The organism is Kordia sp. (assembly GCF_022447245.1).
Taxonomy (GTDB): Bacteria; Bacteroidota; Bacteroidia; order Flavobacteriales; family Flavobacteriaceae; genus Kordia.
On record NZ_JAKVBC010000001.1, the window covers coordinates 1 to 25,766 of the forward strand.

Annotated in this window: 23 protein-coding genes; 11 read left to right on the top strand and 12 right to left on the bottom strand. The window is 33.6% G+C overall.

Annotated elements, in window-relative coordinates:
* Window positions 1-467 precede the first annotated feature (467 nt).
* Complete coding sequence (locus MK119_RS00005; protein ID WP_290669151.1) at window positions 468-1,709, top strand: Pycsar system effector family protein; 1,242 nt, start codon at window positions 468-470, stop codon at window positions 1,707-1,709.
* Window positions 1,710-1,794: 85 nt separating this feature from the next.
* On the opposite strand, the gene MK119_RS00010 is transcribed toward MK119_RS00005, so the two are convergent.
* The 3 genes from MK119_RS00010 to MK119_RS00020 form a co-directional block, all read right to left on the bottom strand.
* Window positions 1,795-1,971 carry a hypothetical protein gene (locus tag MK119_RS00010; RefSeq protein WP_290669154.1) on the bottom strand — a complete coding sequence of 59 codons (177 nt, stop codon included), beginning with the start codon at window positions 1,969-1,971 and terminating at the stop codon, window positions 1,795-1,797.
* 344 nt (window positions 1,972-2,315) lie between these two features.
* The gene (locus MK119_RS00015; RefSeq protein WP_290669157.1) at window positions 2,316-2,723 is read right to left on the bottom strand and encodes a Crp/Fnr family transcriptional regulator; all 408 of its coding nucleotides are present in this window, start codon (window positions 2,721-2,723) and stop codon (window positions 2,316-2,318) included.
* Window positions 2,724-3,010: 287 nt separating this feature from the next.
* Window positions 3,011-5,386, bottom strand: a complete 2,376-nt coding sequence (locus MK119_RS00020; RefSeq protein WP_290669160.1) for a GAF domain-containing protein — start codon at window positions 5,384-5,386, stop codon at window positions 3,011-3,013.
* Window positions 5,387-5,885: 499 nt separating this feature from the next.
* Here MK119_RS00020 and MK119_RS00025 point away from each other — a divergent pair, with 499 nt between their 5' ends.
* Complete coding sequence (locus MK119_RS00025; RefSeq protein WP_290669163.1) at window positions 5,886-6,071, top strand: hypothetical protein; 186 nt, start codon at window positions 5,886-5,888, stop codon at window positions 6,069-6,071.
* 274 nt (window positions 6,072-6,345) lie between these two features.
* On the opposite strand, the gene MK119_RS00030 is transcribed toward MK119_RS00025, so the two are convergent.
* The 4 genes from MK119_RS00030 to MK119_RS00045 all read right to left on the bottom strand — a co-directional run bounded on the left by MK119_RS00030 (window position 6,346) and on the right by MK119_RS00045 (window position 9,307).
* On the bottom strand, window positions 6,346-6,678 hold the full coding sequence (locus MK119_RS00030) for a 2Fe-2S iron-sulfur cluster-binding protein (RefSeq protein WP_290669166.1): 333 nt from the start codon (window positions 6,676-6,678) through the stop codon (window positions 6,346-6,348).
* Window positions 6,679-6,795: 117 nt separating this feature from the next.
* On the bottom strand, window positions 6,796-7,851 hold the full coding sequence (locus MK119_RS00035; protein WP_290669169.1) for an NAD(P)/FAD-dependent oxidoreductase: 1,056 nt from the start codon (window positions 7,849-7,851) through the stop codon (window positions 6,796-6,798).
* Between the two features lie 68 nt (window positions 7,852-7,919).
* Window positions 7,920-8,159 carry a NifU family protein gene (locus MK119_RS00040; protein WP_290669172.1) on the bottom strand — a complete coding sequence of 80 codons (240 nt, stop codon included), beginning with the start codon at window positions 8,157-8,159 and terminating at the stop codon, window positions 7,920-7,922.
* 20 nt (window positions 8,160-8,179) lie between these two features.
* The gene (locus MK119_RS00045; protein WP_290669174.1) at window positions 8,180-9,307 is read right to left on the bottom strand and encodes an Mrp/NBP35 family ATP-binding protein; all 1,128 of its coding nucleotides are present in this window, start codon (window positions 9,305-9,307) and stop codon (window positions 8,180-8,182) included.
* A 325-nt stretch (window positions 9,308-9,632) separates the two neighbouring features.
* On the opposite strand from MK119_RS00045, the gene MK119_RS00050 reads away from it, so the two are divergent.
* From MK119_RS00050 to MK119_RS00060, 3 genes are all read left to right on the top strand, one after another.
* Window positions 9,633-9,914, top strand: coding sequence for a hypothetical protein (locus tag MK119_RS00050; protein WP_290669178.1), 282 nt, complete (start codon window positions 9,633-9,635; stop codon window positions 9,912-9,914).
* Window positions 9,915-10,110: 196 nt separating this feature from the next.
* Window positions 10,111-10,470: a hypothetical protein gene (locus tag MK119_RS00055; RefSeq protein ID WP_290669182.1), complete on the top strand. Its 360-nt coding sequence runs from the start codon at window positions 10,111-10,113 to the stop codon at window positions 10,468-10,470.
* A 308-nt stretch (window positions 10,471-10,778) separates the two neighbouring features.
* Window positions 10,779-11,039, top strand: a complete 261-nt coding sequence (locus tag MK119_RS00060) for a hypothetical protein (RefSeq protein ID WP_290669184.1) — start codon at window positions 10,779-10,781, stop codon at window positions 11,037-11,039.
* A 1,045-nt stretch (window positions 11,040-12,084) separates the two neighbouring features.
* On the opposite strand, the gene MK119_RS00065 is transcribed toward MK119_RS00060, so the two are convergent.
* From MK119_RS00065 to trmB, 3 genes are read right to left on the bottom strand one after another with little or no spacing between them, the layout of a single operon-like run.
* Window positions 12,085-12,417, bottom strand: coding sequence for an MGMT family protein (locus MK119_RS00065; RefSeq protein WP_290669187.1), 333 nt, complete (start codon window positions 12,415-12,417; stop codon window positions 12,085-12,087).
* Window positions 12,414-13,064 carry a lysine transporter LysE gene (locus MK119_RS00070; RefSeq protein ID WP_290669190.1) on the bottom strand — a complete coding sequence of 217 codons (651 nt, stop codon included), beginning with the start codon at window positions 13,062-13,064 and terminating at the stop codon, window positions 12,414-12,416. The genes MK119_RS00065 and MK119_RS00070 overlap by 4 nt, the downstream gene beginning before the upstream one ends.
* Window positions 13,064-13,738, bottom strand: coding sequence for a tRNA (guanosine(46)-N7)-methyltransferase TrmB (trmB, locus tag MK119_RS00075; protein ID WP_290669193.1), 675 nt, complete (start codon window positions 13,736-13,738; stop codon window positions 13,064-13,066). Before trmB ends, MK119_RS00070 begins: the two co-directional genes overlap by 1 nt.
* Window positions 13,739-13,809: 71 nt before the next feature.
* Between trmB and MK119_RS00080 the strand changes: the two genes are divergently transcribed.
* Window positions 13,810-14,871 carry a glycosyltransferase gene (locus MK119_RS00080; RefSeq protein ID WP_290669196.1) on the top strand — a complete coding sequence of 354 codons (1,062 nt, stop codon included), beginning with the start codon at window positions 13,810-13,812 and terminating at the stop codon, window positions 14,869-14,871.
* On the opposite strand, the gene MK119_RS00085 is transcribed toward MK119_RS00080, so the two are convergent.
* Together MK119_RS00085 and MK119_RS00090 are read right to left on the bottom strand one after the other, a co-directional pair.
* Window positions 14,845-15,891, bottom strand: coding sequence for an ATP-binding protein (locus MK119_RS00085; RefSeq protein WP_290669199.1), 1,047 nt, complete (start codon window positions 15,889-15,891; stop codon window positions 14,845-14,847). The genes MK119_RS00080 and MK119_RS00085 overlap by 27 nt on opposite strands.
* A 51-nt stretch (window positions 15,892-15,942) precedes the next feature.
* Window positions 15,943-16,626, bottom strand: a complete 684-nt coding sequence (locus MK119_RS00090; protein WP_290669202.1) for a response regulator transcription factor — start codon at window positions 16,624-16,626, stop codon at window positions 15,943-15,945.
* Window positions 16,627-16,848: 222 nt separating this feature from the next.
* Here MK119_RS00090 and MK119_RS00095 point away from each other — a divergent pair, with 222 nt between their 5' ends.
* From MK119_RS00095 to MK119_RS00115, 5 genes are all read left to right on the top strand, one after another.
* The gene (locus MK119_RS00095) at window positions 16,849-19,686 is read left to right on the top strand and encodes a TonB-dependent receptor (RefSeq protein ID WP_290669205.1); all 2,838 of its coding nucleotides are present in this window, start codon (window positions 16,849-16,851) and stop codon (window positions 19,684-19,686) included.
* 43 nt (window positions 19,687-19,729) lie between these two features.
* Window positions 19,730-20,929, top strand: coding sequence for a multidrug transporter (locus tag MK119_RS00100; protein WP_290669208.1), 1,200 nt, complete (start codon window positions 19,730-19,732; stop codon window positions 20,927-20,929).
* A gap of 179 nt (window positions 20,930-21,108) precedes the next feature.
* The gene (locus tag MK119_RS00105) at window positions 21,109-22,926 is read left to right on the top strand and encodes a T9SS type A sorting domain-containing protein (RefSeq protein ID WP_290669211.1); all 1,818 of its coding nucleotides are present in this window, start codon (window positions 21,109-21,111) and stop codon (window positions 22,924-22,926) included.
* 88 nt (window positions 22,927-23,014) lie between these two features.
* On the top strand, window positions 23,015-23,992 hold the full coding sequence (locus tag MK119_RS00110) for an acyl transferase (RefSeq protein WP_290669214.1): 978 nt from the start codon (window positions 23,015-23,017) through the stop codon (window positions 23,990-23,992).
* A 91-nt stretch (window positions 23,993-24,083) separates the two neighbouring features.
* The gene (locus MK119_RS00115; RefSeq protein WP_290669217.1) at window positions 24,084-25,700 is read left to right on the top strand and encodes a glutamate synthase-related protein; all 1,617 of its coding nucleotides are present in this window, start codon (window positions 24,084-24,086) and stop codon (window positions 25,698-25,700) included.
* The last annotated feature ends 66 nt before the right edge of the window (window positions 25,701-25,766 follow it).

Sequence of the window (25,766 nt, forward strand, 5' to 3'; positions counted from 1 at the left end):
TTTATAGCTAAAACAAATTACTGGTTATCAGTAAGATGAACAATTTTTTCTTTTCAAATCAAAATGCTCAACAGGTTTATAGTTATCTTTATTTAAAGAGCTAGTAAAGTTCCCCTCACTAGAATTAGTTAGTATAAAAACACTTTGTTCTATAAATCCTTGAAACTTAAAATTCATTCTTTAAAAATATATCGTTATTCCTTTGTTCTTATGTAAAAGTAAGTTGTGAAACTAAGCAAAGGTATTTAGTTTTTGATTAAAAGTATGATAGATAAAACTATTCTTATTGCACTTTTTCTTATATATATCCAATTGCGATTTCAGTAATTTACAATAATTTTACATTTAAATTTTTAACAAAATCTTATGAAAGGTTCTGAAAATATATGACTAAATCTTACGTTTTACCCATCTTTGGTAAACATTAATTAAAGTTTAGTATTTTTACTCAAATTAAAGAAATCTTTATGGATACTCTTATTATTGAAGCTGAGAAGTTTGTTATTGACTTTTTAAACACGAATTTAGATAGCAAATTTGTGTATCATAATTTATCACACACCAAACGTGTCGTTTCAAAAACAGAAGAAATTAGTGAAGGCTTATCGCTTTCTGAGATCGAGAAAGAGCAGTTAATATTAGCAGCTTGGTTTCACGATACAGGATATACAAAAAGCATGGACGATCATGAAGATAAAGGTGTTGCTATTGCCACAGATTTCTTAAAAATGCATTCGGCTACTGAAGAAACCATTACAGCTGTTAGCCAATTAATTATGGCCACAAAAATCGGACACAAACCACAAACACAACTTGAAAAAGTAATTTGTGATGCAGATTGTTCACATATTGGAAGTAAAAACTTTAGCGATTTAACAGAGTTACTTCGCAAAGAATGGGAACTTACTAAAGATCGAGTTTTAACGGAGAGCGAATGGCTTAGTGAGAATATTGAGTTTTTAACACACTCGCATAAATTCCATACAACATTTGCTTCCAAAAATTGGGAGAAACAAAAAGGGAAAAATTTAGCGAAGCTTTTAAAAGATAAAAAGAAGATTGAGTTAGAAGGTTCTAAATTAAAGCAGAAAAAAGCAGAGTTAAAATTTAAACAAGAGAAAATAGAATTGCCAGAACGTGGAATTGAAACCATGTTTCGCGTTGCGTTGCGAAATCACATCACCTTAAGTGATATTGCAGATACCAAGGCAAACATACTATTATCGGTAAATGCCATTATTATTTCTATGGTATTATCAAATTTGGTATCTAAACTTGACAATCCTTCAAATGACTATTTAATTTACCCAACTATTATCTTCGCCACTTTTACGGTGATTTCTATGGTACTTTCTATTTTGGCAACACGACCAAATGTAACACAAGGAAAGTTTAGCAAAGAAGATGTGGCTAATAAGAAAGTGAATTTATTATTCTTTGGAAATTTCCATCACATGAAATTAGATGATTTTGAATGGGGAATGAATGAAATGATGAAAGATCGCGATTATTTATACGGTTCACTTACCAAAGATTTATACTTTTTAGGATTGGTATTGAATAGAAAATATAGTTTGTTACGAACTACTTATACCGTTTTTATGGTTGGTATTGTAGTTAGTGTATTATCATTCGTAATTGCTTTTTATACAAGAGATCCAGAAGCTGGCAGAAAAGTTCATGAGACTACTACCGCATTACTTTATTAATGTACGAATGTTTCTATTTTAAAAATATAATAATTTGATAATTCTATGTTCTTTTTGAGAAATGAAAAAGCTCGATTCAAATTGTTCAATTTCTTCCTAAAATATTGGTTTTATATACGTATTCCCATGGCATAAAAATCATTGGCACAATAATTAACATAAAGATTTGTGGCCAATCGGCGGCTTCACTTCCTTCAAGTGTACCGTTTTTCCACATTGGATACGCAACAAAACATAACCATAATCCTTCGTATAAAAACATAAAGAGCATTATAGGCAATATTTTGAGCGTATGAATAATTCCCAAGCCTGATAAGGTTGTATACGCTGCTATGACACACCAAGCAACTGCAATTTCAGGATTCCAAGGACCTTCATGTCAAATCAATTCTATCCATGCGTCTTTGCCTGCTAATACAAACACCATTGCAAAAAATAATTTCATCACATATATTTTGATAGCCCAAATTCCTTGATATTTTTAAGATGGAGTAAAGAGATGTTGTACGACTTTCATAATAAGATGCTTTAAAAAGTTAAAGATTGGAATTTTAAAGCAGTTTAAACTTCACATTTGTGAAGAACTTAAAACAAGGGGAATACTACTTATGATACTTCTTGACGAATTCTACTCACACTTCCAGCATTCAACCCTAAATAAGAAGCTGTGTAAACCAAAGGAATATCGTGAATGATTGAAGGACTAAATTTCATGAGTTTTAAATAGCATTCTTTTTCTGATAATGTTGTAGGATCAACCATTCTTTGTTTACTTACGTGTAAATAATATTGAAGAGCTTTTTTTGTATATTCTTGAGATGTTAAACCAATAGCGGCAGCTTTTTCAACATTTTTTCTGGTAATTCGAAGTAATTCACAATCAGTAACGCATTGCAATTTTTCATTAGAGACTGTTTGAGAAATGAAATGATTATACGAGGTAAAAAAACGCATTTCATCACTAATTTCTGTAGTAACTTCTTTTCCATTTTCAGTATGATGGAAATTACGCATATGTCGAGAAACAATAAAGTTATGGTATTTATGTATGGGGCTTTCCGATTACAGAATGGTATTCTTTCTAACAAAAACAGGTTCAAATAATTGACGACAATATTCACGATCACTTTTAGGTATATCTACCAAAACTCTAACATAATCAAAGAAAACTTGAAACACCCGAGAGATTTGATCTGGATCAGTAATAACAGTACAATGATTCATGCAGGCGATAAAATTTAGTCAATCATATTTAAAACTTATCTAAAATTTGAAAAAAATGATAAAAAAAGAAAGAATTTTTACTTGAATTCTTCCATTAATTCATCAATAGTGATGGATGATTTGTCACAAAAATCGTCTTGGTATATAACTTCTACACGTAACGCTCGCAAACCAGAAACACCTTGCAAATCTTCCAATTCTAGCTTTTCAAGCTTACCAAAATAGTTTTTAGACTGCATGTATTTAATATACTTAATGTATTCACGTGCATCTTTATCTTGCGAGTATACAATAGCAATTTTTCCTGGAACTGTTAAACGTTCCGTTGTATTTTTGATATTGGCTTTATCAATACGTTTTTTAATGATTTCATAGCGAATATTATAAGCGCCATCTACATCAAACTGCTTTTCGTCCATACGGAATTTAATCGCTAACGGATTGCTGTGTACTAAGATTAATGAAGCTACTTGTAAGTCATGATCCATTTCTTTGCGCGCATTGTGCGCTACTTGCTCCATTTCATACATATTTTGCAACTGCCACAAACGTAAATTATATAAATACAATGAGTGGAAAGTTTTGTCGCGCACTAACGATTGCCCAATATACATATTGTACTCAACTCCGTCAGTTTTGTAACGTTCAAAATAATGTGGAAACATTTTTTGCGCTTCTTCCTGCTTTTTGTCTATGTAATTTGCCAGTTTATTATTTAAAATCGTAACGCTATTCTCATAGGCTTTTCGCTTTTCGTACACTACTTTTAGATTGTCATCCAAACGATCCATGTAGGTATTTACTAGCTTTGCTATATCTTCGTCTGTATCTTTTAAATGTCTAAAAACTGGATAAATATCTTTCTTTAAGAATTCTAAAATCCCCAATTCATCTCCCGCATTCAAACCTTCTTTTGTGCTGTCTAAATACTCACTAATTCTAAATGCTAACTCTTCATAAATTGGCAAGTTTGCCTTTTCTAACGCGCCTTTTAGTACATTAATAGCCAACTCTAATTGAAGCGTTAAATCTTCTTGAATTGCCGTATTTCTTGCGATAGATGAACCTTTAATGTCGCTTTGTCCAAACAATGGATGCACTTCATCAAAAATGATATCTTCTACCACAGGATTTTCTACATTTTCAGTCAACGCAGCTTGATATTTTTCGGCAGCTTCATAAAAACGCCATTTTACTGATGGATGAATCGATGTGTAATGTTCTTGAATAGTAGCTTCTAATATATTTTGAAACGATTCTGATTCACGAGTTACTGCCGCTTCAAATACTGGAATAATATCTCGTAACTTTTGCTGATTTACAGAATTGAGCTCATATGGTCTTGGTGATGCAATTTCTAATATTGCCAAATCTCCGTTATCTCTCGCATTAATTGGAATTAAGATAATACTACGTATGTTTATTGCTTTTAAACGCTTGTAGAATTCGTTTTGATGCGTTCGTTCACCGTATACATCCACATCCGAAATAGCCATGGTTTCTCTGTTGTGAAATACTCTTTGAGCAATCCCGTCACAGAAAAATGTACTACATGAAATCTCTTTGTCTTTATTGAAAATTAAGCTTTCAGACTTTTTGATTCGCGTAATATTTTTTCCTCCTTTGGTTCCATTAATGTATACAGAATATCCTAATTCTAAATCTTTTATATTGAAAAATTCACGCAAATTCTGACGTACATCTTCTAACAGATTGTCATCACTACGTAACAAATTGGCACGAATAGAAGAAAGTGTTTCATCAAACGTAACATCAAATAAATTCATGATTCCGAATCCTTTGAAGATATAACTATCTAATGGAAATTTTTCTTTCCAAACATCAATATTGTCATAATTATCAAGCAATACTTGTACATCTTCATCAGTGATTTTTGGTGCGTTTTCTGTTGGAATTACTTGACAGAAATCTCCATTAAACGCAACTCGGTAATGTTTTGTTATCCCTAAATTCACATCAGGAATGTCGAAATAAAATGGGCGTTTTAAATCAACTTTATGACCATAACATACATTCAAAATCAAAACACAGGCATGCAAATACATTTCCTTTTCAGCTAAGTTTCTAGCTGTAAAGTCATAATCATCTCCTGCATTTTTTAAAATCGTTTTCAGTCTGTTTGTATAATAAAAAGATTGAAACGAGAATGGAATCGTTGCCACTTTGATTTCATTATCCGTAAGAATTTGTGGGAACAAACCATCCATTATCAAATGAATTTGATCTTTATATTGTTCAAGTCTAGAGAAATCTTTGATTCCTTCTCTCAACTCAGGATAATTGTCTAAATATTCAACTATTCCGACCGCTGATTTATGATACGGATGATTTTCATCTTCTACATATTTATCATAAAAAGACATTACTTGATCAAAACTGATCAAGAGTTGTAGCGGTAAATGTATATCGTTTTGTGTATGTTTCTTGTCCATGATCGAAACTATTTGATTTACAAAGATACGAAATCCTTGGTTGTGCAGCTATGAAAGCTATTTTGAAAGCTTTATGGTGCTATTATTTTTTCTATTTGAAACAGTACAATTTAGACGTATTTACAGGTAAAATGTTACAGGTTTTTACGCTTGATTTGCCTTTTTGTTGATTCGGCTATTTACTTGCCTTTTGTTTGAGAAATACTCAATTTTTTAACATTTATAGACGCAACTATTGTATATGTCGTTCATCTTACAGACATAATAATCAATACCATGATAAAAATATATTTTTTACTTCTTTATCGGATTCACACTTTTAAGTTGCTCAAACGATGATGATCAAACAGCTGTTACAGAGCCAAGGATTATTGGAAATAGGAGCTGGATTCAATCTTCTGGAGGAATTGGCGGCTGGACGAATACGCCAGAATCTACTGGAAATACGCAACAACTTCAAATTTCTGCAACTACCATTAAACGCTATGTAAATAACGAATTGGTTTCAGAAACTAATTATACTATAGAAACAGGAGAATCTACTATTCTTAGCGGCGAACACGAATTACTGATTGAAGATAGCGGATTTAAAAGCATTATTGAGTTGCATGATGGCAATTTATTCCTTAGTGGCGATTGTAATGATTGTTTCGTTTCTGAGTATTCTAAGGTGTATGTGTATTAGTTTGTTGGACTTGCTTAGATTTTTATTTTCTACTTCCAAGCGCTTCTCAACACAAAATTTTACACTAAAATTTCACTCGAAGTGAAGTTTTTTTTTAATTTGACAATGAAGCGATTTGATAATTTGAAAATGTAGCAATGTTTTAATAATTCGTCATTGCGAACGTAGTGACGTAATTCTACACTTTAATGAATGAGTACATTTTAAAATAAACAGGTTACCACGCTATCACTCGTAGAGACGAATCATAATTTTTACAATTGTAATAGCTAAATCAACTCTCAGGAGCCAATTCCACTTCCAAACCTTCCAATTCTGGAGTCATTTGAATTTGACAACCTAAACGGCTGTTGTCTTCTACATAAAATGCCTCTGCAAGCATCATGTCTTCATCAACGCTCATTTCTGGCAATTCATGATCAGAGTGTACATAACATTGGCAAGAAGCACACATCGCCATTCCACCACAAATTCCAATAGTTCCCTCTGGCGCTAATTCGTACGAACGTACTACTTCCATTAAGTTCATTGCCATGTCGGTAGGCGCTACTATTTCGTGAGTAACGCCTTCTCGATCTTTTATTTTTATGCTGATGTCTGCTGACATGATTTTAACCTATGAGACTTTATGTATCGATTTTCAGTTCAAAAATAATTAAATAATCTACTACTGATAAAGAGATTGACGTGATTTTCACAAAATCTCTCTGTAATGTTTTAAAGTTTAATTAATTGCCTTTACTACTGCTTTTGGGGCTTCTTTACGTGATCCATCAAAACCATTAATTCCACTTACCGTTGTGTATTTAAGCACAAACTTTTTATCTGGATAGATACGTTGATACGCACTTTGACACATTAAGGTAGCTTCATGGAATCCACAAAGAATCAATTTTAACTTTCCTGGATAGGTATTTACGTCACCAATAGCATAAATCCCTGGAATATTGGTTTGATAGTCTAGCGTATTATCTACTTTTATAGCGTTCTTCTCAATTTCTAATCCCCAATCGGCAATTGGACCAAGTTTTGGTGCCAATCCGAATAATGGAATGAAATGATCTGTTTCCAACGTAAACGATTCTTCTCCTTTTTTGGTTACCTCAACACCAGTGACATGATTTTCTCCATGAATTGCTGTAATTTCAGCAGGTGTAATTAGATTGATTTTTCCAAGATTTTTAAGCTCCTGTACTTTTTCAACAGAATCTAACGCGCCACGGAATTCTGTACGTCTGTGAACCAACGTCACTTCTGAAGCAACATCCGTTAAAAAGATACTCCAATCTAAGGCTGAATCTCCTCCACCAGCAATTACTACTCTCTTATCTCTATAAATTTCAGGATCACGAATAATGTATTCAACTCCTTTATCTTCGTAGTTCGCTAAGTTTTGAATAGGTGGTTTTCGCGGTTCAAAACTTCCCAATCCACCAGCAATGGCAACTATTGGCGCATGATGTTTTGTTCCTCTATTTGTAGTTACGATGAAGGTTCCATCGTCTAGTTTTTCAATGGTTTGAGCGCGTTCCCCTAAGGTAAATGTAGGTTCAAACGGTTCAATTTGCTTCATTAAATTGTCTACCAAATCACCTGCTAATACTTCTGGATATCCCGGAATATCATAGATTGGTTTTTTTGGATAGATTTCTGCACATTGTCCACCAGGTTGTGGAAGCGCATCTATGAGGTGACATTTTAATTTTAATAATCCTGCTTCAAAAACAGTAAATAGTCCTGTAGGACCAGCTCCAATAATTAGTATATCGGTCTTAATCATTTTGTTTGTGTAATTGTATTGTAAGAAATATTTTTAGTCGTGTCTCATTCTTAATAACAATTTGACGCTTAGTCAACACTTATCACTTTTTCGATTTGTGGCACATGTTTCTTAATCGTCATTTCAACACCAGATTTGAGTGTCATTTGATTTACACTACAGCCAGCGCAAGCTCCTTCTAGTTGTACTTTTACCAACGTATCATTCTCTATTTCTACGAGTTTGATATCGCCGCCATCACTTTGTAAAAAAGGACGAATTTCTTCTAATGCCTTTTCTACGTTGTTTTTTATTTCTTCGCTTGTCATCTGTATATTGTTTACTAGATTTATTTTTTCACGGCTGAACATCCAGCCATTGTTGTAATTTTTATAACTTCCGTAGCAGGTAAACTTTCATTACGGTTTACCACTTCTTGCACTACATTTTGTGTCAACTTTTCAAAAGCTGCTTCAATTAATGTAGCAGTTTGCATTGCTGCTGGTCTTCCAACATCTCCTGCTTCACGAATGCTTTGTACCAATGGAATTTCTCCTAAGAATGGCACCTCAATATCTTCTGCTAGGTTTTTAGCACCTTCTTTTCCGAAGATGTAATATTTATTATTAGGCAATTCTTCAGGAGTAAAATACGCCATATTTTCTATAATTCCCAATACAGGAACGTTAATACTTTCTTGTTGAAACATTGCAACTCCTTTTTTAGCATCTGCCAATGCTACATTTTGCGGTGTACTTACTACAACTGCACCAGTTATTGGTAGTGATTGCATAATGCTTAAGTGAATGTCTCCTGTTCCTGGAGGTAAGTCTAACAATAAAAAGTCCAATTCATCCCAAGCAGCATCAAAGATCATTTGGTTTAAGGCTTTGCTTGCCATTGGTCCACGCCAAACTACTGCTTGATTTGGTTTTGTAAAGAATCCGATGGAAAGAATTTTAACTCCGTAACTTTCAACAGGTTTCATTTTAGAAGCACCATCTATACGAACCGCCAAAGGTTTTTCTCCTTCTACATCAAACATGATTGGCATCGATGGTCCGTAAATATCAGCATCTAATACACCAACTTTAAAGCCCATTCCCGCCAAGGTCACCGCTAAGTTTGCAGTTACGGTAGATTTACCAACACCACCTTTTCCAGAAGCAACTGCAATAATATTTTTGATGTTTGGTAATTGTTTCCCTTTAATTTCTGGTTTTTCTGGTCGTTCTACCTTGATATTCACTTTCACCTTTGCCTCCGCATATACTTTTTCACGCATTACAGACGTAATATCTGCTTGCACTTTTTTCTTAGCTTGTAAGGCAGGATTCGTTATGACAATATCTACTACAATTTCATCTGCAAATGTCATAATATTTCGTACAGCTCCACTAGCAATCATATTAGCACCTTCACCAGGAACGGTAATGGTACTTAATGCTGCTTCTATATCTTTCTTTTGTATTTTCACGAAGTCTTATTTTTTATCAATAATGTAAATTGATTATAAATTGCAAAGATACTATGAAAAGTTCGGTTTATGAAGTTCCTAAATCAAAATCGTCTATACTGTCATTTGACAAGCTTATACTTACCAAATAATTTATTATTATTGCGAATATTAAAATCATTTAATGCAAATAAAGATTGTTACCACGCTCTTTTTTTAACTTTTTCTTTTCTTTTCTTTTTCTCAAAATAAAACAAACGATTATTCGTCAATTCAAACAGATTCACTGTCTACAAAATCAATTAAGGTACTTCAAGAATTAACTCTAAATCACTTAAAAAGTGATTTGGACAAAGCACGAGTATATACCATTGCATACCTTAAAAAAGTAATAGAAGAAGATGCTAACAAGTATTTAAATCACGCTTACTACACGCGTTATTTGGTAGAAGAAAAATCGGGAAACTATGCGTTAGCGCATACAAACATTAAAAAAACCATTTCGTATTATCGAAATAACAAACCTCAAACTATTATAAAACATTTAATGATGAAAGGAAATCTTGAATCTTTACTTGTTTTAAATGAAGAAGCTATTAATACTTTTTCTCAAGCATTAGATATTTAGTTATGAGATCAAAGACACAAACTCTCAGGCTTTTATTAAGGATAATATTGCTATCATTAAGTTAGATATTGGTAATTACTTTAAGATAGAAGATATTGAGAAGATTTTTAAAAAGAATTAAGTGTATTATGTAAAGGAATATACGGAAACAAAAAAAGAACTTTATTTGATGGCGTCTGTTAAGTCTCTTTAGTATTTGGGGCTCATAAGTATTTATAAATACAATTATATAAATGCAGTAAAGATATACGAACAAGCTTTAGATATTTGTGAAAAGTACGGTTACACAAAAAGAAAAGTAGTTTTACTCTGCGGATTGGCAAATGCATACACACGATCTAATAGAAATTTTGAAGAAAATGAACTCGCATTAGATTATTTAATGCAGGCTGAAAAAGTTGCGTATTCCAATCATCAAAAAGAATACATTCCTCTTATCTTATTATTGAAAGGGAGAGCTTTGTATCATCAGGAAAAGTATCAAGAAGCAATTGATGTATTAGTTGCTATTGAAAAAAATCCGCTCCCAAATGCCAAAGATTTTGAGACACAATAGTTTTTATCAATTTTAACTAATTGTTATTTAAAATTAGACGATCCTAAAAATGCTAAATCTAGACTTGATCAGTTTACTGAAACGAATAAGAAAAATGAATATCAAAAAGTAAAATTAGCCAATAGAGTATTTCAAAAAATTGATCTTCAAGAGGCTACTCAAAAAATTGAAAACCTAGAAAAAAAGTTAGTTGAACGAGATCAAAAAACGTTGTTTCTTGCTTCTCTCATTTTTATATTACCAGGGATTGTGTCCCTTATTATTTTCTTCTTCAGAAAAGACAACGCATTTATAGAAATCGTTTTCAAATGTTGGTTGAAAACCTAGAGTCTAAAACTAAACTTGAAACAACCGAAACTACAAGTCATATTATCTCATACAAAAAAGTACAAGAGATATTAGATAAGCTTATTGCTTTTGAGAACAAAAAATTATTTAGGAATAATAAATATACTCTTGGTAGTGTTGCTAAAAAGCTGAACACAAATTCAAGTTATTTATCTAAAATTATTAATGCTCATAAAGAGAAAACATTTACTGAATATATTACAGAATTAATAATATTGTAGAGCGCTTACAAAAAGATGCTAAATTACGTTATTTCACCATGCAATCTATTGCTGAAGAAGCTGGTTTTAGAAAAGCGCAGTCATTTTCTAAGCATTTAAAAACCACACTGGAATTTACCCTTCATTCCTCATAAAAAGAATTGATAATCAACAAAATAAACACTCTTAAAGACACTTTATTTTCATAAAATTAAAGTCCTACTTTTTTCTTTTTTATGAAAAGTAATCTATGTTAGCGTTTTAACATTAAAACAATTCACAAATGAGAAAAATGAAAAGATTAAGTTTAGGAAAAGTGAAGGAAGTAACATTTAGTAATTCAAAACAAATTTATGGAGGCTAACAAGGAGTAACTTACTTATGTTCCTCGTATACGACACTTGTTAAAACTACATTGCAAAATCAATCGCATAACAGTAACAGTACAGATGATTTATCAGCCGATACTGATTGTATTGTTTAAAATAGCTTTAAGTTGTATGAAAGCCCGCTTTTTTGCAGGCTTTTTTTGTTAATGCATACAATTCGTTCGCAAACCTGTTTGCAAGCCACAAATTGTTGGTTGTGTTCCACAACAGACAGAGTTATTCGTTGTTTCACAATTAATAGCGTTTGTCCCATATTGACAGGTTTCAGTATTTGGCGGCAAATCGCAATCTCAAGAATCTCTTTGAAGTGTTTCTGTACATCTTGTATCTTGCGAAGCTTCTAGGGTAACAGAGGTGTTGTTACCTCCTTAAATACTTTTAAAGTTTACTACCGAAACTTTTTTAAGTGCTAACTTCCTTGTCAATCTCTTTTTCTTCATAATTTGATCATTTAAAAATTATTAATTTGATGATCAAAACTATAACCTAGGATACTCTTCAACAACTCATTACACCTGACTTTCATATAATTCAACTTGATTTTTATAAAAATAAACACCAAAAACAGCTACTAAACAAGCAATCTATTCTATTCAAAAAAAGAAAAAAGATTCATGCTCTTTAAACGAGAAAAGAGTTCATTAAGAATGATTTTGATTAAAAAAATAAAGAGAGGTTTACAACTCTTGAGAAGGATCCCAAAAGTATTTTTCAAGATTTTGAATTTGATTTTCAACAACTTGTACACCTTCACTTTCTAGGAGTTGCTGCATCAAATTTGTTCCTTGGAAATGATGTTTTCCGGTGAGCAAACCTTTTCTATTTACTACACGATGTGCGGCAATATCTTCATATTTACCAGCTCCATTCATTGCCCAACCAACCATACGAGCACTTCTTGCAGCGCCTAAATACTTGGCAATGGCTCCATAACTGGTGACTCTTCCGTAAGGAATTAAACGAGCGACTTCGTATACACGTTCAAAGAAATTTTGATTTTCTGGTTTCATACGGAAGTGTCTTTATTGTAAAAAATACGAAACAGCGTTACGATGACTAAAATCAACATTAACACGCTTAAAATATGATCTGAATACTTAGAAAAGCTTCCCGATTTGGATTGCGATTTGTTAAAGTAAAAAACATACATATACAACATGGCAAAAGTTCCAAATCCTGTTCCAAATACAAATACAATAATATCAGGAATGGTAAACTCCATCAAACCAGAAGTTCTCCACAAAGCATTTAATCCTACAAAATAAGGAATGGGTAATACATTGAGCATCGCCAAGAAAATTCCTTTAAAGAAACTTCCCTTTTTGCTCACTTTTACCATACGGATTCGTTTTTCTTTTTCTTTTTTCTTTTGAGCAATGATAAAAAAGTAGATTCCTAACAGTCCAAAAATCACCAAGGCAGCTTTTTCCAATACTGCTATAATTTGTTGATTATTGTATAAATATTTGGAAATCATCACCGCAATAATTGCCTGAATCAATACAACAATAGAAGCTCCAATAGAAAAAACAACGCCATTCATTTTCCCTTTTTGCGTACTAATTTTAGCTGCTGTAATATTAATTAAACCTGGAGGCACTACACCTAAAAGTGCTGCTGAAAAGGTGATAAAAAAGAGAATAATGAGATCCGTCATTACTTGATTTTGAAGTGAATATAAGTAATTGCTTTGTTAACTTCCAAATATTGTGACTCGTAAAATGTTTGTATATCAGTAACTTCTTCAGGACTTCCTTCATTTGTATACACATCATGATTTGCATATAACACCTCGTGTCCTGCGCCATGTAAAAGTCCTAGAGTATAGCCGTGCATAAATTCGCTATCCGTTTTTAGGTGCACAGTACCTTCTGCATTTAATATGTTTTTATAACGTGCCAAAAATGCTTCATTGGTAAGTCTGTGCTTGGTACGCTTGTATTTAATTTGCGGATCGGGAAATGTAATCCAAATTTCAGCTACTTCATTTTCTGAAAACATTCCTTCTATCAATTCTATTTGCGATCGGATAAAAGCTACATTTGGCAGTTCTTCTTCAATAGCGGTCTTAGCTCCTCGCCAAAATCGCGCACCTTTAATATCAATTCCAATAAAATTTTTGTTTGGAAATTTTTTAGCCAAAGCCACAGTATATTCACCTTTTCCACAACCTAATTCCAATACAATTGGCGCATCATTCTTAAAGAAATCACTGTTCCATTTTCCTTTGTATGGAAACTTTTCTGCTACAATTTCCTCACGTGTTGGTTGTATTACATTTGAAAATGTATCGTTTTCTCTAAAGCGTTTTAGTTTGTTTTTACTTCCCACAATAGTTTCTTAATATTTTGACAAAACTAAGGAAATCTTGCAGACCTTTTTATATTCTTATCTTTGATTTTATGAAGAATTCAAAAACTGTGCTGGTTGCTCCACTAAATTGGGGCTTAGGTCACGCCACAAGATGCATCCCGATTATACGAGGTTTGCTTGCTGAAAATTTCACGCCTGTCATTGGTTCAGATGGAGTTGCGCTTCAATTGTTAAAAAAAGAGTTTCCCGATTTAGAGACTATTACACTACCTGATTATCAAATTGAATACGCAAAAAAAGGAAAGAATTTTAAGTTGAAAATGCTGAAAGATTCTCCTAAAATGCTAAAAGCTATTGCTGAAGAAAAGAAGATTATCAAGAAGCTGGTCAAGCAACGTGATTTTTGTGGAATTATTTCTGACAATCGCTTAGGTGTTTACAGTAAAAAAGTACCTTCTGTTTTTATAACGCATCAATTGAATGTATTAAGTGGTGCTACGACTTGGTTCAGCAGTAAAATTCATCAAGCTATTATAAAAAAGTTCGACGAATGCTGGGTTCCTGATGTTGCTGGAAAACCAAATCTTTCTGGGAAATTAGGCCATTTAAAGAATAGCTCGCTTCCTATAAAATATATTGGTCCACTGAGTCGATTACAAGCGAAAGAAATGCCTCTTGTATATGATTTAATGGTGATTCTTTCTGGTCCTGAACCACAACGTACGATACTAGAAGAAAAATTATTTGAAGAAGTAAAACACTTCAATGGAAAAGTATTATTTGTTCGTGGAAAAATTGAACCAAAACAAGAACATTTTCAGTTTTTGAATTGTGAAGTGTATAATTTTATGCAAAGCGATGAACTTGAAAAAGCATTCAACGAAAGTGCTTTTGTATTATCGCGTTCAGGCTATACCACTGTGATGGATTTAGCAAAATTGAATAAGAAAGCCTTTTTTATTCCAACACCTGGACAATTTGAACAAGAGTATTTAGCCAAACGTTTACAAAAACACAAACTTGTACCTACAGCTAACCAAGATGATTTTTCGATTCATCAATTAGCTCGTGTGGAAGATTTTGAAGGATTAAGTCAGTTTAATTATGACGAGGATTATAAAGCGCTATTCCACCTTTTCCAAGGTAAATGAAAACTCTGATCCGACATCGTATTCACTTTCAACATATATTTTTTCGTTATGTGCTTCAATGATATGTTTTACGATAGAAAGTCCTAAACCAGAACCACCTTCTTTTCGAGCTCTACTTTTATCTACGCGATAAAAACGTTCAAACAATCTTGGAATGTTTTCTTTTTCAATTCCCTCTCCATTATCTGTAACACGAACAATTACTTTATTTCGAATTAGGTTTTCGATACTAATTTCAGTGGTTCCTTTTTCGCGACCGTATTTGATGGAATTTACAATTAAATTTGTCAATACTTGTTGAATGCGTTCTTTATCAGCAGACACTATAATTGGTTTCGTATAATTCATATCAAATGCCAAAGAAATCTCTTTCTTTGTCGCTTTCATTTCTAGCAAATCGAGTACATTTTGTACTAGTTCAACAATATCAAATTCCTCTACATCCAGATTTAAATCACCTGTTTCCAGTTTGGTAATCATATCCAAATCTTTTACAATATAGATCAATCTTTCAACACCTTTTTCTGCGCGATTCAAGTATTTTTTACGAATTGCTTTGTCTTCCATGGCACCATCTAACAAGGTCAAAATATAGCCTTGCACCGTAAACAATGGCGTTTTTAATTCGTGTGAAACGTTTCCAATAAACTCTTTTCGGTAATTTTCTCGAACTTTTAAAGTTTCAATTTCTAATTTTTTATTGGTAGCAAATTTTTCAATTTCTTTGGTCAAAGTTGCCATGTCTGTTGTAATTGGATAGTTATGAAAGTCACTCACATCCAACAAGGTTACATCATCATATATTTTTTTGACCCTTTTGTAGATAAATCGTTCTACTCGAAACTGAATAATAAAAAAACAAAATGCAAAACTTGTGGCAAAAAATAGCATTGGAACTACTATATAATTCTGAATCTCAAAAAAAAATAGTAAGGCAACTAAGATAGACGTTGTAAACAATGTAATATACAACGACGAACGCAATGCAAAACGATATGATTTCTTAAGCTTTCTAGTCATTTTCTTCCTCTACTTTTGAGATACAATCATTTCTTATTTATACTATTCAATTTAATGTACATATTTGTACCCAACACCTTTTACAGTTTTGAAGTGGTTTTCGCCAATTTTTTCTCTCAGTTTACGAATATGTACATCAATGGTTCGTCCACCAACAATTACTTCATTTCCCCAAACTTTATCTAAAATTTCTTCTCTTTTAAACACTTTTCCAGGACGCGAAGCTAACAATGATAATAATTCAAACTCTTTTCTTGGCAAGATGATTTCTTCACCATCTTTTTCAATCTTGTATTCTTCTCTATTAATTACAATGTTTCCAACCGTAACAATTTGCGGATTTTCATCATCATCTTTTAATCGACGAAGCAATGCTTTTACCTTACTTACCAACACCTTTGGCTTAATTGGCTTTGTAATAAAATCATCTGCTCCAGCATCAAAACCAGCTACTTGCGAATAATCTTCTCCTCTTGCCGTTAAAAATGTAATAATGGTATGGGCCAAACTGCTATCTTTTCTAATATTTTCACAAGCTTCAATACCATCCATATCGGGCATCATGACATCCATAATGATTAAATGTGGTTTTACTTTTTTTGCTTTTGCAATCGCATCAACTCCATTAGAAGCTGTTGTTAATTGATAGCCTACAGAAGATAAATTATATCCTACAATTTCTAAGATATCTGGCTCATCATCGACAAGCAATATTTTAATATCCTTTTTTTTCATTGCGTACTGTTTTAGTTTAAGTAGTTGATTTTGTTTCTATTATATCTTCTTTAAATCAAAGATAACTCCACAAAAGTAAATATAAAATTAATTATTGAAACCTGTTAACACTCTTTTAATATCATAACATTAAGCTAACATACATATTACAAAGTTTTAACCTGCAAGTAACATCATCTTTACACTTTGCTCATTTCTTTGCGCTGTGAAATAAAAACTTAGATGAGACAAAAATTTACACTTACGATTCTCCTATTCTTTACCTTTATTATAGGATTTGCACAAAACGGTTCTATCGTTGGAAAAGTGCAAGATAAAGAAGTTAATAATGAACCATTACCTTTTGCTAATATAACAATTAAAGGTACTACAAAAGGAACCACTTCTGATTTTGACGGTTTATACCAATTAAACGATGTAGCTCCTGGTACTTATACATTAATATTTAGTTTTGTTGGATACAAGACACAAGAAGTTGCTAATGTTATTGTAAATCCTGGAAAGATTACAAACGTAGATGTAATTTTATCTGTTAATGCTGCTGCATTAGACGCTATTGTCATTACAGCGACAACTCGAAAAGTTTCAGAAGCTGCTACCTTATTAGAGCAAAAGAAATCTAAAGATATCAAGCAAATTATCGGAGCAGAGGAATTGGCTAGAAAAGGTGTAAGCGATGCTGCTGGTGCCGTAACTAAAATCTCTGGTGTATCAAAACAAGAAGGATCTAGCAACGTGTATGTACGTGGTTTGGGTGACCGTTACTTAAACACTACTTTTAATGGATTGCCATTACCATCAAACGATATTAACAAAAAGAATATTGAATTAAGCTTATTTGCTTCTGATGTTATTGAAAATGTAGCTATCAGCAAAGCGTATTCTGGACAACAATACGGTGATTTTGCTGCTGGTAATGTAAACATCAACTCAAAAGATTACAAAGGAAAAGGATACGTAGAAGCTTTTGCTGGATCGAGTGTAAACACAAACGCTATTGGAGAAAACTTTGTAAAAAGTGAAGGTTCTGGTTTCTTTGGAGATTATGCAAGACACAATCAAAACCCTTTTGCCGTGATTTTATCTCATGGAGTTGACCCAGAAGAGGTAAGCGCACCTATCAATGTTACTTTTGGTGTTTCAGGGGGAAAATCATGGGATTTTGAAAATGATTCTCGTTTAAGTGTTTTCGGAACAGTTTCTTTTGATAATAGTTACGAATACAGAAGAGGAGAAGCAACAGACTTTACAACAGTTGAGAAGAAAGCTTTCCAAGATGCAGAAGAGTTTGAATACAGTACCACTACTACTGCTATGGGAACTTTGAATTATAAAATCAATGATAAAAACAAGTTAAAATTCAACTCTTTATTTATCAACAGTTCTTCTAATGAAGTTGGATACTTTGGTATTGATGGAAAAGGTAGAAACAGAGATGCTATTTTAAATACAGATGAAGGTTTTTATCAAATGAACGCACAGTTTGATCAAAATCAAGTTTTTGTAAACCAATTAATTGGTAATCATAAATCAGGAAAGTTTGAATTGGATTGGGCAACAGGATACAACGTGGTATATGCAAAGCAACCAGATCGTAAGCGTATTAGTATTGAAAATTATCAGTTTGCTTTGGATAATGATCCAACAACAAATCCGACATTCTTTAGCAACGTAGATTATGATAACCAACGTTACTTCCAAGATATTGATGATACAGAATTTAATGGACGTGTAAATACTAAGTATGAAGCTAACGAAAACTTTACCTTAAACTTTGGTTTCAACGCAAGAAGCAAAGAGCGTAACTTTGAAAACATCCGTTACGGATATGATATCGTAGATTCAGATTTTCAGATTACTGATGTAAACAATTTAAATAATGTATTTACTCCTGGAAACTTAAACTTAACTTCTGGAGGAATTTACGAAATCAAAGTTATCAATGCATTCCCTGGATTAAGCAATACCAACAGACCTGGATTGGCTGAAAACACATACACAGGAAATTTAGACATCTTTGCAGGATATGCTGACGCAGAAATTAAAACTGGTAAATGGTTAATCGTTCCTGGTGTTCGTGTTGAATCATTTGATCAAAGTATTGCTTATGATGTAATCAACTTAGGAAACAATGGTAACTCTAGCAGAAGTGCTAATGAAAACTTCATCTTACCAAGTTTAAATATTAAATACGCATTAACTGAAGAACAAAATCTTCGTTTCTCTGCAAGTAGAACGGTTTCATTACCTGAATTTAAAGAAACTGCACCATTCGTATACATCGATGTAACAAATAGAATTGGTGGTAACCCTGACTTATTAGGAGCTAATGATGCAAGCTTTGTAAACGTAAGTGATAAATCATACTCAAACGTATTAAACTTCGATGTAAAATATGAGTGGTTCTTTGGAAAAGGTGAAATCTTCTCTGTATCTGCATTCGCAAAACAAATCTCAGATCCTGTAAACCGAGTAGTTGCTTTTGATGCTACAGGAACACAACGTTACTTTAGAACTGGTGAACAGGCAGATGTATATGGAGTTGAAATTGAAGTTAGAAAGAACTTATTGGAAAACGAAGATGAAGAAACATTGCTTTCAGCAGGATTGAATACAACATTCATGCATACAGAACAAGATTTATATGATGTCATTCAAGGAACTTACAGTGTAAACTTTAGAAATGACAGTGAGCAATTACAAGGAGCATCTCCATTCATTATCAATGCAGATGTAAGCTACTCACCAACATTTGGAAGCTACAAGCCAACTGGTAACTTAGTATTCTCATACTTCGCAGATAGAATTGATGCTTTAGGTTCTGGACAATTAGGGAATATTGTAGAGAAATCAGTACCGACTTTAGATTTCATCTTAAGAAATAAAATCACAGACAAGTTCGAAGTGAACTTTAGCCTAAGAAACATATTAAATCCTGACATCAAATACGTTCGTGAAACTAGCGGAGGAGACGTACTAGTAACATCTACAAATGGTAAAGGAGTCTCTGGATTTGATAGAGGTAGAAATATCGGATTACAATTAAAATACAAATTTTAACAAACACAACAATTAAGAAATTACAATTAAAACAAAAAACACAATGAAAAATCGCATACTACTTGGATTTGCACTTTTAGCAGCTTTAGCTTTAACTTCATGTGCATCAGATGACACTGCAGATATCAATATTACAGATAACAGTGTAACGAACAACACAACAACTGGAGGAGGAAATACTGGAGGACAAACAATCTTCTTATCAGGAACATATACTACTGACTTAACACTTGACGCAAATAACACATATAAAATCAATGGTTCTTTAATCATGGCTGCAGGAACAACATTAACGATTCCTCCATGTATGACAATTGAAGCTTTAGCTGGTGGAGCTGATGTTTATATTGCTATCTCTGTAGGTGCTCAAATTGACGCTCAAGGAACTGCTGATTGCCCAATTGTATTTACATCTGATGCTGCTGCACCTGCTGCTGGTGACTGGGGTGGATTAATTATTTTAGGAAGTGCGCCTATTAACTCTGTATCTGGAAACGCAACAGCAACTTCTGAAATTGCAAGTTTACCTTATGGAGGAACAGTAACTAATGATAACTCTGGTACATTACGTTATGTACGTGTACAATATTCAGGAGGATCTGCTGATGGACAGTCTGAAAACAATGGTGTTTCTTTCTACGGTGTAGGAAATCAAACTACTGTTGAGTATGTACAAGTATTTGAAGGAAAAGATGATGGATTTGAATTCTTTGGAGGAACGGTAAACGCTGATTATATTTCTGTTGTAAATTCACAAGATGATTCTATCGACTGGACTGAAGGATATACTGGAACTATCACAAATGCATATGTAAAGCATGGAGCTGATCACGATAAAGGAATCGAAGCTGATGGTTTCAACACTGATATCGGAAACAACTCTAGCCCAATCTTTTTCTCTGCTCCTAATGTAACTAACTTAACTATTATTGGATTAGGTTCTGCTAACAGTAGTGAAGCTATCCGTTTAAGAGCTGGAACAAGAGCGATCTTTAACAATGTATTATTAGAAGGATACAATGAAGGTTTTGATTTAGATGGAAATGATACTGATAGCCCAACTGGAGCTGGAGTAACGAGTGGAGAAACACAAGTAACTGATATTACATTTACTGACATCACTACAAAAGTTAAAAATGATACTGGAGTTATGTTTACAGAAGCTGATTTAATCGCTGGTGACGGAAACGGAACTGGAACTGACTATGCAACTTGGGGAGCTGGTTGGACTGTAGGAAACTAAACTTAAAAAAACATATCTGTAAAAAAACACTTTCATTTGAAAGTGTTTTTTTGTTTTATACCTATTAATACTTTTGTTATCAAATGGTTAAAACAACCTACAAATACGTAAGTCTAGTGTTTCAATTCGGCTACTTTTGTATATTTGTGCTATAATTACAAATAGTTAAAATTTATCGTATGAACAAAAATTACTTTTTATTAGTTGCATTATTGATCTCTTCTTTGTCATTTGGACAAGTATTGGAAGAGAATTTCGATTATGGAATGACGAATGGAGACTTGACTGCAGCTAGTGGAGGTGCATGGGCTCAGCACTCAGGTACTTCAGATCCAGTACAGTATGTGGCAACGCCAAGTTTGACAATGACAGGATATCCTTCATCAGGAATCGGTGGACATGTATCAGTTTCTGGAACTTCTCAAGATGTGAACAGATCTTTTTCAGGAATTTCATCTGGGACAGTATATGGAAGTGCACTAGTAAACTTAAGTGCTGTAGGTAGCGGGAACTATTTTATGCACTTTAATATTGCTGGTGGTTTTACTACAAGAATTGGAGCAAGAGATGATGGAAGTGGTGGTGTACAATTCGGTGTTGGAACTAGTAGTTCTACCTTAACATACGGAACAACATCGTACGCTTTAAATACTACATACCTTTTAGTATTTTCTTATGAGGTTTCTTCAGGAGTGTCTAACTTACACGTTTTATCTGCAGTAACTGCTACTGAACCTGCAATGCCAGAAGCTACAAATACTGGTACTACTGGAAGAACCATAAGTGCTATCGCTATTCGTCAATCTAACAATATTCCAACGTTCCTTATCGATGGTATTCGTGTTGCTGAGAGCTGGACAGAAATTATGAACAACTCTTCAATACCTTCTGTAAGTATTGTAACGCCAGGTGACGGCGCTACTTTTGATCCAGGTACTTCTAGTGTTGATGTTTCTTTTACAGTACAAAACTTAGACTTAATGGTAGCCGGAAATCAAGTAAATATTACAGTAAACAGTGATCCAACGGATACAGATGTTTCAAGTCCTTACGCAGTTCCTACTATGAACGGAGGAATGTACAGCGTTACTGTTGAGTTACTGGAAAATAATATAGTTATTGATACAAAGATGGTATCTTTCTCTGTTGCAAGTATCACACAAGTAAGTAGCATAACAGAGTTGCGAAATGGAAATTTAGGAGATTACTATGAGTTAGATGCGGAAGCTATCATCTCTTACATCGTAACAGAAAATACAAGAAACCAAAAATACATCCAAGATAGTGGTGCTGGAATCTTAATTGATGATACTGCTGGAACACTTAGCACTACTTTAGCAGCAGGAGACGGAATCTTCGGATTACAAGGACAATTATCTCAATTTAGTGGAGTACTTCAGTTTGTACCTATTTCAAACTTACCTGGAGCTTCTTCTAGTGGAAATTCAATTACACCTTTATTTGTAACTGCTAACGAATTAGCTACAAATGGAGAAGCATACGAAAGTAGATTAATTAGAGTATTAAACGTAGAGTTCTCAGATATGGGGAATTTTGCGGATAATACAAACTACACAGTAACTACTGCTGGTGGTTCAGACACAACTGTTTGTAGAGCATCTTTTGGTGATGAAGACTTAATAGGAACTGCAATCCCTGCTGTACCAGTTGATATTATTGGTTTAGGTGGTGAGTTCAACGGATCATACCAAGTTTTGCCAAGATTTTCTAGTGATATTGATACTACATTAAGCACTGAAGAATTTGGAACAACTGAATTCAACATGTATCCAAACCCTGCTACTGGAAATATAGTAACTATTGCTTCTGCTTCAAACAATACAAAAGATGTTCAAGTATATAGCATTCTTGGAAAGCAAGTAATCAACACCACAATTACAAATACATTAAACATTGCTGATTTACAATCAGGAGTATATGTAGTTAAAATTACAGATAACGGTAAATCTGCTACTAAGAAATTAGTGATCAAGTAATTTTATCACACACAATATTCAAAAAGCATCTTGAGTTTTCAAGATGCTTTTTTTTATTTTATACTTTTGCAGCATAGTTTACATCAAAATGAATTCCAACACTATTTTCAATATTAAAAATGAAGCTGATTTTGAAACCTGCGCATTTCAAACATTTCAGTATCAATTTGAAAATAATCGTACTTATCGTTCGTTTTGTGACTTACTATATGTGCACCCAAGCGACATTACAAAAATTGAAGATATTCCGTTTCTTCCCATACAATTTTTCAAGTCACATGAAATTGTCTCTAATCAGCATCCTTTTCAAGAAACATTTACAAGCTCAGGCACTACAGGAAGTACACCAAGCAAACATCTTGTCACAGATATTTCCGTCTACGAAGAAAGTTACCGCAAAGGTTTTGAATACTTTTATGGAAACATTGAAAACTATGTCGTTTTAGCTTTATTACCAAACTATTTAGAACGAAAAGGCTCCTCTTTAGTCTATATGGCAAACGACCTAATACAACGGAGTAAACAGCCTGAAAGTGGATTTTATTTGCATGATATAAAAGCTCTCACTGAAAAACTCGTGCAACTCGATCAACAAGGAAAAAAAGTATTGTTAATTGGTGTTTCTTTTGCGTTGTTAGATTTGATTGAAACAACACAATTTAACTTGAAACATACCATTGTAATGGAAACTGGCGGTATGAAAGGTCTTAGAAAGGAAATGATTCGTACTGAACTACATCAACAACTCTGTGAAGGTTTTGGAGTCTCAGAAATTCATTCCGAATATGGCATGACCGAATTACTTTCGCAAGGCTATTCTAAAGGAGACGGAATCTTTGATACACCGCCTTGGATGAAACTCTACACACGCGATCCAGAAGATGCGTTAACCATTCAACCCAAAGGAAAATCAGGAGGAATTAATGTAATTGATTTGGCAAATATCAATTCCTGCGCTTTTATTGCTACACAAGACTTAGGTAAAGTACATACTGATGAAACTTTTGAAATCCTCGGACGTTTTGATCATTCTGACATCAGAGGCTGTAATTTGATGGTATTTTAAGCCCCAAACAGCTCACTTTTACACATTCAGGTATTTCAAAAATATCATTATCTTAACAGTTACAACAACCTAACTGTTAACCACTAAAAATATGTCAAAAACATGTATTGAAATTGCCAAGGTTTCTGCCCTCGAAGAAAAGAAACCTTCACACGCATTAGTGCTCAATACTGATTTAGTTATTATAAAATACGGAGAGGACATTTCCATTCTCTATGGAAGATGTTTGCATCGCGGCGCATTAATGTCTGATGGTTTTATACAAGGCAACAATCTTATTTGTGGACTTCACGGTTGGGATTATCGCTATGATACAGGAGTTAGCGAATACAATGACGAAGAAAAACTACACAAATTCACCACCTATATTGACAGTGATATCTTAGCTGTTGACGAAGCAGAAATTAAAGCTTTTCAAACAGAACATCCACAACCTTTTCAGCGAGATGAATACTTAGGAACGTATGCCGATACACATCCTGAAGCAACAGAACCTTATACTGGGTTTATTAAAGAGTTGGCTAAAAACAGACTCAAAAATTACGGGCATCACGGACCATCTTCTTCTATGGGAGTTGATAGAAATACTTTGCCTAAATGGGAAGATATTCAGTTTTTACCTGCACAACTTTCCAAACGTCCTTTATTAGATCATGAAGGAGTGAATACAGAAGTTACTATTGGTTCGAGAGCAAAAAAACCTTTGTATTTAAACATGCCTGTTTTTGTGTCTGACATGAGTTTTGGCGCTTTATCTAGAGAAGCAAAAATTGCCTTATCAAAAGGAGCTGAATTAAGCGGAACTGGAATTTGTTCTGGTGAAGGCGGAATGCTTCCAGAAGAACAAGCCAACAATTCACGCTACTTTTACGAACTGGCTTCTGGAAAATTTGGCTTTTCTTGGGATAAAGTCAAAAAAGCACAAGCTTTTCACTTTAAAGGCGGACAAGGAGCTAAAACAGGAACTGGTGGCCATTTACCAGGAAGCAAGGTTACCAAAGAAATTGCAGAAGTTCGTGGTTTAAAAGAAGGCGAAGCTGCCATATCACCAGCAGCATTTCCAGATTTATTTACCGTAAATGACTTTAAAGCTTTTGCAGAAGAAGTTCGCCAACAAACAGATGGAATCCCTATTGGTTTTAAAATTGCCGCGAGTAGAATTGAAGAAGATATCGATTTTGCGCTAGCAGTTGGTGTAGATTATATCATTTTAGATGGCCGTGGTGGCGGAACTGGTTCTGCTCCAAATATTTTACGAAACAACATCAATGTGCCAACCATTCCTGCATTAGCAAGAGCCAGAAAACATTTAGACAATGTTGGCGCAAAAGATGTAACTTTAGTGATTACAGGTGGATTGCGTGTTGCAGAAGATTTTGCCAAAGCCATGATGCTTGGCGCAGATGCAATTGCCGTTTCGAATGCTGCTTTACAAGCTATAGGCTGCTTAGGTATGCGTGCTTGTGGAAGTAATAATTGCCCTGTTGGAATTGCCACTCAAAAAGAAAACTTACGTGCACGACTTATTATTGATCAATCAGCAAAACAATTACACAACTTCTTTACTGCTTCCAACGATCTTTTAAAAGTTGTAGCACGATCTTGCGGACATGACAATATTAAGAAGTTTAACTTTTCAGATTTAAGTACATTAAACATAGAAATGCACAGACTTACGGGCATACCATACGCTGGTGTAAACCCGTAAAATAAAAATTTTAATAAGCTTGTTTGTAAGGTTTATCGCAACAATACGAACAAACTGTAAGTTTAA